The 13,058-nt window shown below is 67.4% G+C and carries 14 protein-coding genes, 2 tRNA genes and 1 pseudogene; 8 read left to right on the top strand and 9 right to left on the bottom strand.

Features of this window, described 5'->3' with window-relative positions; genetic code table 11:
- The coding region (locus tag PMI02_RS07510; RefSeq protein ID WP_007681013.1) for a hypothetical protein at nucleotides 1-521 on the top strand (521 nt) is incomplete at its 5' end.
- A gap of 204 nt (nucleotides 522-725) precedes the next feature.
- Nucleotides 726-2,029, top strand: a pseudogene (locus tag PMI02_RS07505) (chloride channel protein).
- Nucleotides 2,030-2,085: 56 nt separating this feature from the next.
- Here the strand turns inward: PMI02_RS07505 and PMI02_RS07500 are convergent.
- From PMI02_RS07500 to PMI02_RS07490, 3 genes are all read right to left on the bottom strand, one after another.
- Nucleotides 2,086-2,162: transfer RNA gene (locus PMI02_RS07500), tRNA-Arg, on the bottom strand.
- 47 nt (nucleotides 2,163-2,209) lie between these two features.
- Nucleotides 2,210-2,286 (bottom strand) — tRNA-Arg (locus PMI02_RS07495).
- A gap of 44 nt (nucleotides 2,287-2,330) precedes the next feature.
- Entirely contained in the window at nucleotides 2,331-2,786 is a 456-nt protein-coding gene (locus tag PMI02_RS07490; protein WP_007681008.1) for a (deoxy)nucleoside triphosphate pyrophosphohydrolase, read from the bottom strand.
- Nucleotides 2,787-2,906: 120 nt separating this feature from the next.
- Here PMI02_RS07490 and PMI02_RS07485 point away from each other — a divergent pair, with 120 nt between their 5' ends.
- Complete coding sequence (locus tag PMI02_RS07485) at nucleotides 2,907-3,074, top strand: Flp family type IVb pilin (RefSeq protein ID WP_162130149.1); 168 nt, start codon at nucleotides 2,907-2,909, stop codon at nucleotides 3,072-3,074.
- Nucleotides 3,075-3,198: 124 nt separating this feature from the next.
- Complete coding sequence (locus PMI02_RS07480) at nucleotides 3,199-3,378, top strand: Flp family type IVb pilin (protein WP_007681004.1); 180 nt, start codon at nucleotides 3,199-3,201, stop codon at nucleotides 3,376-3,378.
- A 102-nt stretch (nucleotides 3,379-3,480) separates the two neighbouring features.
- Here PMI02_RS07480 and PMI02_RS07475 read toward each other — a convergent pair whose 3' ends face one another.
- From PMI02_RS07475 to PMI02_RS26995, 4 genes are all read right to left on the bottom strand, one after another.
- The gene (locus tag PMI02_RS07475) at nucleotides 3,481-4,983 is read right to left on the bottom strand and encodes a M48 family metalloprotease (RefSeq protein WP_238539019.1); all 1,503 of its coding nucleotides are present in this window, start codon (nucleotides 4,981-4,983) and stop codon (nucleotides 3,481-3,483) included.
- A 92-nt stretch (nucleotides 4,984-5,075) separates the two neighbouring features.
- Nucleotides 5,076-5,978 (bottom strand): tyrosine recombinase, encoded by a 903-nt coding sequence (locus PMI02_RS07470; protein ID WP_007681001.1) that lies wholly within the window; start codon nucleotides 5,976-5,978, stop codon nucleotides 5,076-5,078.
- Between the two features lie 4 nt (nucleotides 5,979-5,982).
- Entirely contained in the window at nucleotides 5,983-7,884 is a 1,902-nt protein-coding gene (locus tag PMI02_RS07465) for a hypothetical protein (protein WP_007681000.1), read from the bottom strand.
- Nucleotides 7,881-8,042 carry a hypothetical protein gene (locus PMI02_RS26995; RefSeq protein ID WP_007680998.1) on the bottom strand — a complete coding sequence of 54 codons (162 nt, stop codon included), beginning with the start codon at nucleotides 8,040-8,042 and terminating at the stop codon, nucleotides 7,881-7,883. The genes PMI02_RS07465 and PMI02_RS26995 overlap by 4 nt, the downstream gene beginning before the upstream one ends.
- Nucleotides 8,043-8,127: 85 nt before the next feature.
- Here PMI02_RS26995 and PMI02_RS07460 point away from each other — a divergent pair, with 85 nt between their 5' ends.
- The 4 genes from PMI02_RS07460 (at nucleotide 8,128) to PMI02_RS27585 (ending at nucleotide 11,900) form a co-directional block, all read left to right on the top strand.
- A complete protein-coding gene (locus PMI02_RS07460; protein WP_007680995.1) occupies nucleotides 8,128-8,715 on the top strand; it encodes a shikimate kinase in 588 nt (195 codons plus the stop codon).
- Entirely contained in the window at nucleotides 8,706-9,821 is a 1,116-nt protein-coding gene (aroB, locus tag PMI02_RS07455) for a 3-dehydroquinate synthase (protein WP_007680993.1), read from the top strand. Before PMI02_RS07460 ends, aroB begins: the two co-directional genes overlap by 10 nt.
- A 492-nt stretch (nucleotides 9,822-10,313) precedes the next feature.
- The gene (locus tag PMI02_RS07450; protein WP_007680992.1) at nucleotides 10,314-11,702 is read left to right on the top strand and encodes a peptide MFS transporter; all 1,389 of its coding nucleotides are present in this window, start codon (nucleotides 10,314-10,316) and stop codon (nucleotides 11,700-11,702) included.
- 21 nt (nucleotides 11,703-11,723) lie between these two features.
- A complete protein-coding gene (locus PMI02_RS27585; protein ID WP_007680991.1) occupies nucleotides 11,724-11,900 on the top strand; it encodes a hypothetical protein in 177 nt (58 codons plus the stop codon).
- Between the two features lie 7 nt (nucleotides 11,901-11,907).
- On the opposite strand, the gene PMI02_RS07445 is transcribed toward PMI02_RS27585, so the two are convergent.
- Nucleotides 11,908-12,687, bottom strand: a complete 780-nt coding sequence (locus PMI02_RS07445; RefSeq protein ID WP_007680990.1) for a thioesterase family protein — start codon at nucleotides 12,685-12,687, stop codon at nucleotides 11,908-11,910.
- Complete coding sequence (locus PMI02_RS07440) at nucleotides 12,687-13,058, bottom strand: tRNA-binding protein (RefSeq protein ID WP_007680989.1); 372 nt, start codon at nucleotides 13,056-13,058, stop codon at nucleotides 12,687-12,689. The genes PMI02_RS07445 and PMI02_RS07440 overlap by 1 nt, the downstream gene beginning before the upstream one ends.

Raw genomic sequence — 13,058 nt, 5'->3', positions numbered from 1 at the left:
CGGCGCCCGCCACTCTCAACGTAGGCGCCAAGGTTTTCGACGCCGAAGGCGGCGAAGTCGGCTCCGTCGAATCAGTACAGGGCGACATCGTCACCGTTTCCACCGGCACCGCCCGTGCGGGCCTGCCCAAGAGCGCTTTCGTCAGCCGTGAAAAGGGCCTGACGATCGGCATGAACAAGGCGCAGCTCGAAGCCGCCGTGAACGGCGCAAAGGCCGAGAACACCGCCGCAAAAGACGCCGCCATCGTGGCCGACGCTCCGATCAAGAGCAGCGACGGTGTCGTCATCGGCACCGTCAGCAAGGTTGCCGGCGATGACGTGACCGTGGCCCTGAGCAACGGTTCGGCTGCCGCGCTCAAGAAGTCCTACCTCGGCCTTGCCGCCGACGGCTCGCTTGCCCTCGGCATGACCGCTGCCGACTTCGCCAAGGCGACCCAGGCCGCCGGCTCCGCTCAGGCCAGCGCCGATGCCGGTGCGGCTGCTACCGGCACCGCCGCCGCGACCGACGGCACCGAGCAGTAAGCACGCAGACTTTCCCGCCCTTTCGGGGGTAGGAACGATCGGGGCCGGAACGCGACACCAGTCGCTTTCCGGCCCCCTTTCGTGTGGCTGCACCGAGAATCCGGCGGGCAAGGCCCTTGCAATGCCCTGCCCTGGTGGCCCAATGCAGGCGCGAGCCCGTCCCGGACGCGCCCTGCCGCGTCGCTGCCCCAAGCGAAACCCGCCTTGACCCTCGCCGAGCGCGCCAGAACCTTATTCCGGGCCGTCCCCGGCATAGATACCTCGATCGGCCTCGCCCGGCGCCGCGCCGCGACGGGCATTGGTGCGGTCCTGCTCGGCCTCGTCGCGATGGCCTTCGCCTGGGCCGGCGATACGGCGCAGGAGATATTCCAGCAATTGATCCGGGCCCATCCTTATGCCCCGCTCGCCCTTACTCCGGCGATCTTCGGCGCCGTCGTCCTGATCACCCAGCGCTGGGTTCCGGCCGCGCGCGGCTCGGGTATCCCGCAGGTCATGGCGGCAGGACAGGACCTTGACCTGGCCCGCACTCCGATGCTTTCCATGAAGACCGCGGGAGCCAAACTGCTGCTCACCGTGACCATGCTGCTGGGAGGAGGCTCTGTGGGCCGCGAGGGACCTACGGTGCAAGTCAGCGCCGCGATAATGGTCGCGCTCCACCGCCTGCTGCGGGTGCCCGTCACCGCCGGCGTGCTCATCGCGGGCGGCGCCGCCGGGGTCGCCGCCGCTTTCAACACCCCGCTGGCGGGGGTGGCCTTCGCGATCGAGGAACTCGCCGCCGCCTTCGAGCAGCGCGTGGCTGTGCTCGTCATGTTCGCCGTCGTCGTGTCGGGCCTCGTGAGCCTCGGCATTGCGGGCGATTACGTCTACTTCGAGCGATGCACCAGACGCTGAAGCTCGGCTCTGTGGTGGTGGTCGCGCCGATCGCCGGCATCTTCGGCGGTGTGCTGGGCGGACTGTTCTCGCGCACGCTTCTCGCCTTCGCACGCAGCCCGCATCCCTGGTTCCTCATCATCCGCAAGCGGCCGGTGATGATCGCGGTCGCCTGCGGCTTCGTCGTCGCGATCCTGGGGGTCGTCACCGGTGGTTCCACCTGGGGCACCGGCTATGAAAGCACCCGTGCCATGATCGAGGGGCACCAGGGCGTGTCCCCGTGGTTCGGCCCAGCAAAGTTCCTCGCCACCGCCGCCACGGCCGTCTGCGGCGCGCCCGGCGGCATCTTCGCGCCGTTGCTGTCGGTAGGTGCGGGCTTCGGGCAGCTGCTGTCCTACGTCTTCCCCGACGACCCGATGCCCGCCGTGATCTTGCTGGGCATGACGGGCTATTTCGTGGGCGTCGTGCGCGCGCCGCTGACCGCCGTCATCATCCTCATGGAAACCACCGCCAGCCGCGGTATGATCGTGCCGCTGTTCCTCGCCGCGATCATCGCCGACGCCGTGAGCACGCTGGTCTGCCGGGAAAAGCTGTACCACGGCCTCTCACGAGGCTTCTCCAGACCCGGGCCGGAATGACGCCTCAGGGCCTGAAACGAAAAAACCCCGCCAACGGCGGGGTTTTTCTTGGGTGATGGTGCGCCCGGAACGATTCGAACGTCCGACCCTCAGATTCGTAGTCTGATGCTCTATCCAGCTGAGCTACGGGCGCACATGCCATCACTATAACCAACTACACCGCCAACCCCGAAAGGATGGTGGTGCGCCCGGAACGATTCGAACGTCCGACCCTCAGATTCGTAGTCTGATGCTCTATCCAGCTGAGCTACGGGCGCGTTGGAGGTGGCCCTTTAGGAAGGGAATCGAAGGCGGTCAACGCCTATATCGCCTCCTTCGAAAGGAATTTGCTTTCCGGCCCTGAAAGGTAGCGGCAGATCGCCCGGGCCAGCGGATAATCGAGCGGCGGCATCGCCAGATCTTCGATCGCCTCGGGGCGCAGCCAGTCGATCGCCGCCGCCTCGAGCGCGCTGGCCGTTCCCCTCCACTCCCGGCAGGCGTACAGGAGAATGACGAGCGGGCGCGCCGGGCCCTTCCCGCCATGCTCCGGAGGCGCCGTGCGACCGCTGGCGAACCCGACCGGCTCGAGAAACTCCCGCGACAACGTGATGCCCAGTTCCTCCGCGAGTTCACGGACCACCGCATCCTCAGGATCTTCGCCAGGTTCGACCTTGCCGCCCGGAAATTCCCATAGGCCGCCGTGTACGCCCCCGAAACGGCGCTGCTGCATAAGCACGCCGCCGGTGCGGTCTATCAGCGCGGCGGCAACGACCAGCATCGGTGTCGGGATTTTTTCCAGGCAAGCCTCCGGGCTTAAACGCACTTTAACGCCCCGGTGCGATCCGGAGCCCTCTTTCGGAATAACCATACGGTGAAAATGCGGCCGCTTCGCCTCCTTTTGAAGATTATGCGCAGCGAGCACGGCACGTCGTCCCTCGAATATGGCCTGATCCTCGCCTTCATCGTCCTGCTCATGCACCTCGCTCTGCAGGCGCTGGCGGGAGAGACGTTAACCATGTGGACGACGATCTCGTCCAAATCGGCCGCCGCCATCACCGGGCACTGAAGCGAAACAGGCTTAAACTTTTATCAACGATTGCAACGTATAGAACAACTTGTCCAAGGCGCAGAAGAGAGACTGAAGCGAGGCGGACCGGGTACACTAGACTGCTTACTCCAGGAGATTATTCATGAAGTTTCTCGCCAAGCTGCGCCGCAATGAAAAGGGCGCAACCGCCATCGAATACGGCCTGATCGCCGCTCTGATCGCAGTTGCTGCCATCGCCGCCATGCAGGGCATGGGCTCGCAGCTGATGTCGACCTTCAACAAGACTTCGTCGAAGATGTCGCAGGGCGTCGGCGCAGCTTAATAACTGGGCTTCGATACTGAAGTTTCGGAAGGGCGGCAGGGAAACCTGCCGCCCTTTTCGTTTCGCGCTCAGGCGATGGAAACGCCCGGAAGACCCGCGATTTCAGTACGTGACGATCTTCACCTTCTGGCCGGGCATCAGTGGAGAGTTCGCCTGCAGGCCGTTGAGCACCAGGAAGCGGTCTACCTTCGCGTCACTGTAGGCCATCTTCGCCGCAAGCGACTGCACAGTGTCGCCCGCCTTTACAGTCACGACATCGAGCAGGCGGGGCCTCACGGAGCCAGCGTCGGCCGCCGATATGCGGCGTAGCGAGCGGAACATCGGCGTGAACACCTCTGCTCCGCCTGCCTGCGCCAGCGTCATGAAGTGGTAGGCCTGGCCATTGCCGAAGTCGTAGGCGAACACTACGACGTCTATCGTGCCGCTCGAATTCTGGACGCGGGCCACGCCGTAAGCGGCGGGAATGCCATTCACAGTCGTTTTTTCGATGCTCGACGGCGTGATTCGCGCCTGCCCCGATTCGGTCAGAGTCCCGAAGACGGTGTTGATGTACGAATCGAGGCTGCCGTTCAGTTTCCCGCCCGAGAATTGCGCTTTCCCGGATGAGCCGCTGATCGAGACGGCGCTGGTCCCGTTGACCATGAAGAATCCGTCGGGCGCGTCGAAGGCAAAACGCAGGACAGGGTGCGTGAACTTGCGGCCCTCGACGATGCCCTGCTTGGGATCGTCGCCATAGACCAGCCCGTCGATGCGCGTGAGGAAGGCGTCGCGGTTCGTGGCGCCCGTCGAACCGTTCCCGGCGTAAGTCAGTGCCGTCCGCACTCGGGAGGCGGGGTCGGGGTGTGTCGATGCCCATTCCGGCGTCTGATTGCCGCCACCGCTCAGCTGCGCTTCCAGCGCGTTCTGCCGGGCGAGGCTTTCCAGCACGGTCGACATCGCGCGCGGGTCGTAGCCGGCGCGCTTGAGGTAGGTGATCCCGAGCTGGTCCGCTTGCAGTTCCTGCGAGCGCGAGAACTTCAACGTCAACAGCTGCGAGCCTTGCGAGAACAGCTTTTGCCCGAATTGCCCGAAGGCGTTGTCGCCCAGCACCGCGCCCGAGAGAATCGAGCCCAGTACGCCGATGATCTGGTTTCGCTGCGCCGCCTTCTGCCGCTGAGCCGAGTGGCGCGCGGCGACGTGGCCGACCTCGTGACCGAGCACGCCGGCCAGTTCCGCTTCGTTGTTCATCAGCGCGGTAAGCTGCCGCGTCACGTAGACATAGCCGCCAGGAATCGCGAAGGCGTTGTTCACCGGGGAGTTCAGCAGCGTCACGGTGAAATCGCCCGTCGCGTTCGAAAGGCCGGACTGTACCGCGATCTTTTTGCCCACCTGCTCGACGTAGCTGGCCTGCGCACCGGTCACCGCGCCGCCGAATTCGGACAGCAGTTCGGGGTGAGCCTTGGCGCCCTCCGCCTTGTCGGTCGGGCTGATCGCATAGACCTTGGGCGCCTTGGCGCTCTGCGCTTCCAGCGGCGCCGTTGCCACCAGCCCGGGCATCGCGACAAGCAAGCCGAGCGCGCCCATCGCTGTAGTCGTGCGCAGCGCGCGTTTCGGAGTGTTGGCCATGTCCGTCCCTTTCCCTGTGAAGTTGTCGCCCGCGTCTGCTCGCGGGCCCGGCTCCGATATCGAAAACGAGGCGATAGCCGCCTTGTTCCGCTTCATAGCGCCTTCTGCGCTCCCGCCAGCGGATGCCGCGAGTTGACCAACGCGACGAGCCGCGCGCCGTCGACATGCGTGTAGATTTGAGTCGTCGCGACATCCGCATGGCCGAGCAGCATCTGCAGGACGCGCAGGTCCGCCCCGCCTTCGAGCAGGTGCGTCGCGAAGGCATGGCGCAGGACATGCGGAGAAACGCGCGTGGGGTCGATGTCTGCCCGCGCCGCGAGTTCGCGCAGCAGCTGGAACAGCCGCACCCGCGTCAGGTGCCCGCTCGCCCCGCTCGATGGGAAGAGGAAGCGCGATGTGCCTTTGCGCAAGGCCAGCCAGCGCGACAGCGCGGCGCGCGAACGGGTGCTGACTGGCACCATGCGCTGCTGCCCGCCCTTCCCCGTCACGTGCAGGAAGGGCGCATCGCGGGGCACCGAGGCCAGCGGCAACGAGACCAGTTCGGTCGCGCGCAGGCCCGAGCCATAGAGCAGTTCGAGCAGCACCAGCAGCCGCACCGCCTCGGGCCTCTCGCCGGCAGCCTCCTCGTCCGCGCAGGCGAGGAAGCGTCCAACCTCATCATGGCTGAGCAAACGCGGGAGCGGTCGGAGAGTGCGCGGACGTGGAAGTCCGCCGGAGGGATCGTCGGCGCGCAGTCCCTCGTCGATCAGGAAACCGTAGAACTGCCGCAAGGCCGAGCACCTCCGCGCCAGGCTGGAAGCTGCAAGACTGCTCCACGCCGAGCCCAGTCCTTCCAGCGCCTGCACGTCCGCCCCGGCGACATCGCCGAGCACCTGCCGCGCCGCTTCCAGATCGCGCCGATATGCCGCCAGCGTGTTCGCCGCCGCGCCGCGCTCGGCCGCCAGCATCGAGAGGAAACGCTCGGCGAGGTCGTCGCTCGCCGTCGCGGCCGTCATCGCCTCAGACCCGCGCCACCGCTTCGGCAGCGATCATCCGCGCTTCGGCGTCGAGGCCGACCTCGCGCAGGGCAGAGACGATGTGGAACAGGAAGCGGGGGGTCATGCGTTGCCAGTCATCGCCCTGCATGCCGAACCCGGCGAGCAGCACCACGCTGGCGGCATCGCCGCGCCGAGCCGCGCTGTCGATCGCCTGGGTCCAGCGGGTCTCCCCGCCGATGCCCGAGCCGGTCTCGGAGGAAATGCGCTGCGCCACGCCGTCGTCGATCCGGCCCAGGCCCGCAAGGCCCGCCACCAGGAAAGCCGATCGGCGCTTGCTCGTGCTGTCGTCGTCGTTGAGATAGTCGTCGATCGCGCCCTGGTCGACGCCGTTGACCCGGCCCGGCGCGGCCAGAACCAGCATGCCCCAGCCCTTCGATCCCGCGCTCACCACGCTCGACCAGCGCAGCGCATTGGCGTCGTATCCGGCCGACAGCATCGAGGCGATCAGCGCGGGCGCGCTGTCGACGAGGTCGGCGCTCGGCGCCATGCGCGCGGCCGCCGCCGCGGTCAGCACCTGACGCGCATAGCGCGCCGGACCGGTCGCATCCCAGAGAGACTTCATCGCCGTGAGCCGCGCTGCCGCGTCCTCCTGCGTATAGGCGTCGCGCAGCGATTCGGCGCGGTCCTGCCACTCGCCGGTGACGTCGGGGTCGGCGTAGATCTGCGAATAGAGATCGACCATCGCCGCGTTCGACAGCACGCCCGCCGCCGCCGCGCGGTCCGCCGCCGCCGCGCGCCGGGCGAGGCCGACCATCGGCGCCAGCGCGGTGACGTAGTCATACGATGGCCCGGCCGTCTTCATCAGCGAGGCCGGCGGCTCCAGCCCGACGCCGATGGCGAGGCCGTAGCGCCACGGATCCAGCGTAGTGACCTTGTTCCACTCGATCGTCACCGCGCGGCGCGACTTGCCGGCAGCGCCCGCGTACTTCTGCGCGAGCAGCATGTCGATCTGGTCCATCGTCCCGCGATTGCGATCACGCTCCAGGCGCGAGATCGAGGCGGTGCTGTTGCCCCGGAAAGCATCGCAGATCGTGCGCGTCACGCCCCAAGCCGGGTCGGCGCGGAGCGAGCCCTGCGTCGCCATGACCGGGCACATGCCGGTGAAGTCGGCGTTCCTGGCATAGACGTCGAGCACCACCGCGCCGATGGCGGGAGTGTAGTCGGCAATGTCCATATCCTGCAGCACGGCGCGCGCGGCGTCGGTCTCGCCCATGCGCAGCAGCAGCGAGACGCGCAGCGCCAGGAAGTCCTGCGCGCTCATCCCGCGGGGCGGTTGCAGGCGCGAGGCCAGCGCGCGGCGCAGCAGAATGTGCCCCCAGCGCGAGACCAGCGTGCCCCGGTTGCCGGAAATCGCGACCTGCACCAGCCGGCCGTTCTGGATCGCCAGCGAATCCTGCGCCAGCCCGCCTTCCTCCGCGTCGAGAATCCCGGCCTCGGCGATCGAGCGGCGCGCCTGCGGCGGCATGTCGATGACCACCTTGGCTCCCAGCAGCGCCTCGAAATCCTCGGGCGACATGCGCTCGAGTTCCTCGAGGCTGGGGATGCGCCGCAGCGTGCCGTCGTCCTGCGCGGCCGCCAGCGTGGCGGCGTCCAGCGCAATCGGCGGGGCTCCGGTCGGGATCGCCTGGACCACCGGCGTCGCGGTCGCCGCCGGGCGAGGCGCTCCGGGAGCGGCGCTGGCGGAAGCCGCGGGGCGGGGCGTAGCAGTCCGGCTCGGCGTAGGACGCGGCGTGACGGTGCGCGAGGGCGCGGGCGCCGGCTCGTCGAACATCTTGGGAAGCAGCGATTCGGGCGCATCCTGTGCCACCGCCCAGACCGAGGTCATCGCCAGTGCGGCACCGGCAAGCAGGTGGGCCGCCCTCATCGGGCAGCCTCCTTGGGCAGCGGCACCTCGATGGTCAGGTCCTCGACCGGCTGCTTGCCCGCGTCGTTCCAGGCGGCGAACCCGAGGGCGACCACGGCGATCGGTACGGCGATGGCGATTGCTCCTGCAAGCCTGCGCCTGCGAATTGTCGTCGTCACTCGATTTCCTTCACCATGCCCGTCTGCAAGGGGCGACTTTGTGATGCTTGCGCTGCGACCTAGCGCAACTATAGGCGATCGGGCAATGGACGTTCAACAGACACGGTTTTCCGCGCAGGAAATTGCGGCGCTCGGCCGCCGTATCGATCGCCCGATCGTGCTCGTGGGCATGATGGGCGTCGGCAAGTCCAGCGTGGGCAAGCGCCTCGCCACCCTGCTAGACTGCCCCTTCGTCGATGCCGACGACGAGATCGAGCGCTCGGCGCAGATGACCATCCCCGAGATGTTCGAGGCTTACGGCGAAGACTACTTCCGCGACGGCGAGCGGCGGGTGATCGCCCGCCTCGTGACCGAGCGCGAGGCCAGCCCCCGGCCGCGCATCGTCATCGCCACCGGCGGGGGCGCCTTCTGCAATGCCGAAACCCGCGCGCTGATCCTCGACAAGGCGATCACCGTCTGGCTCGACAGCGAACTCGACACCCTTGTCGAGCGCACCGCCCGCAAGGAAAACCGCCCCCTCCTGCAGGGCGGCAACCCGCGCGAAATCCTCGCCCGCCTGCGCGCCGAGCGCGAGCAGCATTACCGCCAGGCGCCGATCCATGTGACCAGCGGCCCCGGCCCTCACATGCAGACCATCAACAAGGTCCTCCAGGGAATTTCGCAATGGCTGTGATCCCCGTCGACATCGCCTCGCGGCCCTATGAAGTGCGCGTCGGCGCCGGGCTCTTGGCCGAACTCGCGCCCAACTGCCGGGGCCGGCTGCGCAAGCGCGGCGTGCCGGTCATCACCGACGCGAACGTCCACGCCGCCTGGGGCCATGTCGTCGAGACTTCGCTGCGGGACAATGGCCACGAACCGCACTGGCGCATCCTGCCGCCGGGCGAGGCGACCAAGTCGTGGGACGAACTTGCCGCCACGGTGAACTGGCTGCTCGCCCTGGAAGTTGAGCGCGGCGACCATATCGTCGCTCTGGGCGGCGGCGTCATCGGCGACCTCACCGGCTTCTGTGCCTCGGTCCTGAAGCGGGGCTGCAACTTCATCCAGGTGCCAACCACCCTGCTGGCGCAAGTCGATTCGAGCGTCGGCGGCAAGACCGCGATCAACACGCCGGCCGGCAAGAATCTCGTCGGCGCGTTCCACCAGCCCTCGCTGGTGCTGGCCGACCTTGCCGCGCTCGAAACACTGCCCCGGCGCGACCTGCTGGCGGGCTATGCTGAAGTGGTGAAGTACGGCCTCATCGACGACGCCGACTTCTTCGCCTGGTGCGACACCCATGCCGGCGCGATGATCGAGGGCGACGGGGCCCTGCGCGAATATGCCGTCGCCCATTCGGTGGCCTCAAAGGCGCGCATCGTCGCCGAGGACGAGTTCGAAACCACCGGCCGCCGCGCCCTCCTCAACCTCGGCCATACGTTCGGCCATGCGCTGGAAGCCGAGACCGGCTTCTCCACCCGCCTGCTCCACGGCGAGGCGGTGGCGCTCGGCATGGTGCTGGCGGCTCGCTACTCCGCCCGCCACGGATTGATGCCCCATGCAAGCGCCGAGCATGTCGCCCGCCACATCGGCGAGATCGGCCTGCCCGCCGGCCTGCCGATGCTGGGCATGGACTGCGACGGCGCCGCCCTCGTGCGCCACATGCTCCATGACAAAAAGATGGACGCAGGCACCCTGCCCTTCCTGTTGATGAAGGGCATCGGCCACACCTACCTCGACAAGCAGGTGTCGCTGGAGGACGTGGCGCAATTCCTCGACGAGGAACTGGTGCGCGAGCCGGCCTGAGACGCATGCGGCAGACCCGCGAAAACGCCAGCTGGCGAGCGCGAGACTAACGCCGGGAAACTGCGCGAAAAACGTCGGGTCGGCGTCACGGGCGCCCATGCTTGAGGGCGCGGGTACTCGTAGTGGGTTATGCCTTGCGAGCGAGCGCCGGGTACCAAAAACTTGCGCGACGTTGCGTGCAGTCCCAGCCTGGACACGCTGAACGCCGCGCCGTTCCTGGAACAGGACCAACGCCCCAGAATCGGGAACAGCTATTCCTTTTTGCCGGTTAGACTGATGGTTTCCTTGCCATTCGCGCTTACGGCGCGGCCGGGGGGCCGCTTCGCCCCGTGCGGATCTCGCCGGGGCGTACCGGCGGCGGCAGGCTTTATCGGGGCCTGCCGCCCTACCGGCTAGATTACATGGCAAATTGACGACATCCTACCGACGTGACATTGCTCACGCCCGTATCGCGATTGCGCGGACCGACAAGATAATTACGGGTCGAGAACAATGACAGCAGCCGAAGCTACCCCTGAACTCGATTTTCCCGAGGTGGCCGCGCAGGACGACCGCGCTTTCCTTGGCCATCCCAAGGGCCTAGGCTATCTCGGCGTGGTGGAAGGGTGCGAGCGGTTTTCGTACTACTCGATGCAGACGCTGTTGACGCTCTACATGGTCAAGTACCTGCTGACGCCCGGCCGGCAGGAGAGCGTGATCGGCCTCGAATGGCTGAGAATCCACCTGTTCTCCGGCCTTCAGGGTCAACCCCTCGCATCCGAAATCTTCGGCCTCTACACCGCGCTGGTCTACCTTACCCCGATCCTCGGCGGACTGCTGGCCGACCTGCTGCTCGGCCGCCGCGCGGCGCTGATCGCAGGCGCGGTGGTCATGTCGCTCGGCCACTTCCTGATGGCATTCGAAGGTGCGTTCCTGCTGGCGCTGGCCTCGCTCGTCGTCGGCGTCGGGCTGTTCAAGGGCAACATCGCCAGCCAGGTCGGCGAGCTTTACGGCCCCGCCGACATCCGCCGCGCGATGGCGTTCCAGATCTTCTACATCTTCATCAACGTCTCGGTGATCGCCGCTCCGTTGGTGTCGGGCACGCTGGGCGAGAAGATCGGCTGGCACTGGGGCTTCGGCTGCGCGGGCGTGGTCATGGTGCTCGGTCTGCTGGTCTACCTCGCAGCGCGGCCCTGGCTCCCCGCCGACACCCGCAATACGGGGAAATCCAAGGAACCGCGCGCGAAGTTCGAGCCCGGCGATGGCCTGCGCCTCGTGGCGGTGCTCGTCCTCGTGCCCGTGATGGGCTTCGCGCTCCTCACAAACCAGCAGATCTTCAACGCCTATCTCGTCTGGGCCGACCAGCAATTCCAGCTTACCTTCATGGGCACCACCCTGCCCACCAGCTGGATGATCACGCTCGACGCGACGCTCAGTTTCTCGATGCTGGTCGCGGTCGCCGCGTTCTGGGCGCTCGTCGGCAAGCGCACCGGGCGCGAGCCGGACGAGCTGGGCAAGATGATCCTGGGCTGCGGCTTCATCTTCGCGGGTGCGCTGTGCCTCTACATGGCGGCATTGACGCAGGGGTCGGCCAAGATCGGCCTGTTATGGCCCGTGCTGTTCCACGTGCTCAACTCGATCGGATTCGCGCACCTGCTGCCGGTGAGCCTTGCGCTCTTCACCCGTCTTGCCCCCCGCGCGCTGACCGGCTCGATCGTGGGCATCTACTACCTGTCGTTCTTCGGCGCAAACCTGGTGGTCGGCAAGATTGGCACGCTGTTCGAGACGATGCCGACGACGCAGTTCTGGCTGCTCCACGCCGCGACCGCGCTGGTCGGGCTGGTCGGCTTCGGGCTGTTCAAGCTGGTGCTCGCCAAGCGGCTGATGGGCGCGGCAGCCTGAGCGCAGGCGATAGCCTCCGCCATGCCCGTGATCGGATGCCTGCTGCTGATAGTCCTGCCGCTGCTGGGGCTCGCGGCCGGTGGTTGCCTGTGGGGCGCTCAAGGCGCCGAGTGGGGCGCGGGGATCGGTTTCGCCGTCGCGCTCATGGTCTTCATCGGCGGTGCCTACGCTCTTTTCGAGGCCACGCGCAGCGACTGAAGCCGGCTCAGCCGAAAACGGCCACCGACTGCATGCCGGCGATGGCGGGAGCGCCCTCGCCGTTCCACTGCGTGATATGTTCGCTTGCCCCGCCGGAGCGCGCGAACTCGCTGGTCGAGCGGATCAGCCACCAGCCATCAGCCGCAGGCGCGGCGCCGAGCATGTTGACGTGCCAGTGCATCGAGGAAATCGGCACGCTGAACGAGAGCAGCGGCCATACCGCAGTCGGCAGCGCATCGCCGCAAAGCAGGCTCTCCACCTCCGGATGAAGCCCGGCGCGCTCGCGCAGGCGCACCCACCAGCACAAGTCCGCCTCGCCCAGTTCCGCCTTGGGCAGGGCGAAGCGGCATTCGAAATGGCTGCGCAGGAACGCGGGCGCCTGGGCCATCGGCACGGGAGCGGCTTCCTCCACGGGGATCGCGGCGGCGGGCGGCGGATAGTTGTCGATTGCCAGCACGCTCTCGGTCCGGCGCATGAAGACGAAGCTGGCGGTGAAGCCCACGCCCTTCTCGCCGGTCAGTTCCGCCGCAGCCCAGGTTGCATTGCGGCCCCGGCGCAGGACCCTGGCCCGCGCCTCGATCCGGCCCGCCAACGGCGCGATCATTGCCAGTTGACCCGAGCGCAGCGGGGGCAGTTCCCCGTCGATCCGCTGGGCGGCGGCGAGCGCGATGGCGGAGGTCAGGCCGCCATAGGCCGTGCGCCCCTGCAGCCAGTCCTCGGTAATATCGAGCGCGAAGCCATCTTCTAGCGGCTCCGCGCCGACCAGCATGTCGGGAAGGCCCACCATCAGAACAACCGCGATCCGTTGGGCACGGGCGTGTCAGGCGAGAACAGCACGACCCGGCCCTCCCCGTCCGCGAAGCCGATGGTAAGCACTTCGGAGAGCGCCTTGCCGATCTGGCGCACGGGGAAGTTCACCACCGCCGCCACCTGCCGCCCGACCAGTTCCTCGGGCGAGTAGAGCGCGGCCACCTGGCCGACGCTCTTCTTCTCGCCGATGCCCGGACCGAAGTCGATCCGCAGGCGGTAGCTGGGCTTCCGCGCCCCCTCGTAGACTTCGGCCGCGACCACGGTGCCGACGCGGATGTCGACCTTCAGGAAGTCGTCGAAGGCAATCGTCTCGCCGGGGGGCGCGGCCGGGTCGTGGTCGAGGTGCAT

The organism is Novosphingobium sp. AP12, assembly GCF_000281975.1.
Taxonomy (GTDB): Bacteria; Pseudomonadota; Alphaproteobacteria; order Sphingomonadales; family Sphingomonadaceae; genus Novosphingobium.
This window is presented reverse-complemented; position numbering and strand designations above follow the sequence as displayed.

Bases quoted from the DNA above. Each gene is read 5' to 3' on its own strand.
- PMI02_RS07445 (WP_007680990.1), bottom strand. From the start codon at position 12,687: ATGGTGGGCCTTCCCGACATGCTGGTCGGCGCGGAGCCGCTAGAAGAT.
- PMI02_RS07440 (WP_007680989.1), bottom strand. From the start codon at position 13,058: ATGCACCTCGACCACGACCCGGCCGCGCCCCCCGGCGAGACGATTGCC.
- PMI02_RS07475 (WP_238539019.1), bottom strand. From the start codon at position 4,983: ATGGCCAACACTCCGAAACGCGCGCTGCGCACGACTACAGCGATGGGC.
- PMI02_RS07470 (WP_007681001.1), bottom strand. From the start codon at position 5,978: ATGACGGCCGCGACGGCGAGCGACGACCTCGCCGAGCGTTTCCTCTCG.
- PMI02_RS07460 (WP_007680995.1), top strand. From the start codon at position 8,128: ATGGACGTTCAACAGACACGGTTTTCCGCGCAGGAAATTGCGGCGCTC.
- PMI02_RS07465 (WP_007681000.1), bottom strand. From the start codon at position 7,884: ATGAGGGCGGCCCACCTGCTTGCCGGTGCCGCACTGGCGATGACCTCG.
- aroB (WP_007680993.1), top strand. From the start codon at position 8,706: ATGGCTGTGATCCCCGTCGACATCGCCTCGCGGCCCTATGAAGTGCGC.
- PMI02_RS07490 (WP_007681008.1), bottom strand. From the start codon at position 2,786: ATGCTGGTCGTTGCCGCCGCGCTGATAGACCGCACCGGCGGCGTGCTT.
- PMI02_RS27585 (WP_007680991.1), top strand. From the start codon at position 11,724: ATGCCCGTGATCGGATGCCTGCTGCTGATAGTCCTGCCGCTGCTGGGG.
- PMI02_RS07480 (WP_007681004.1), top strand. From the start codon at position 3,199: ATGAAGTTTCTCGCCAAGCTGCGCCGCAATGAAAAGGGCGCAACCGCC.
- PMI02_RS07450 (WP_007680992.1), top strand. From the start codon at position 10,314: ATGACAGCAGCCGAAGCTACCCCTGAACTCGATTTTCCCGAGGTGGCC.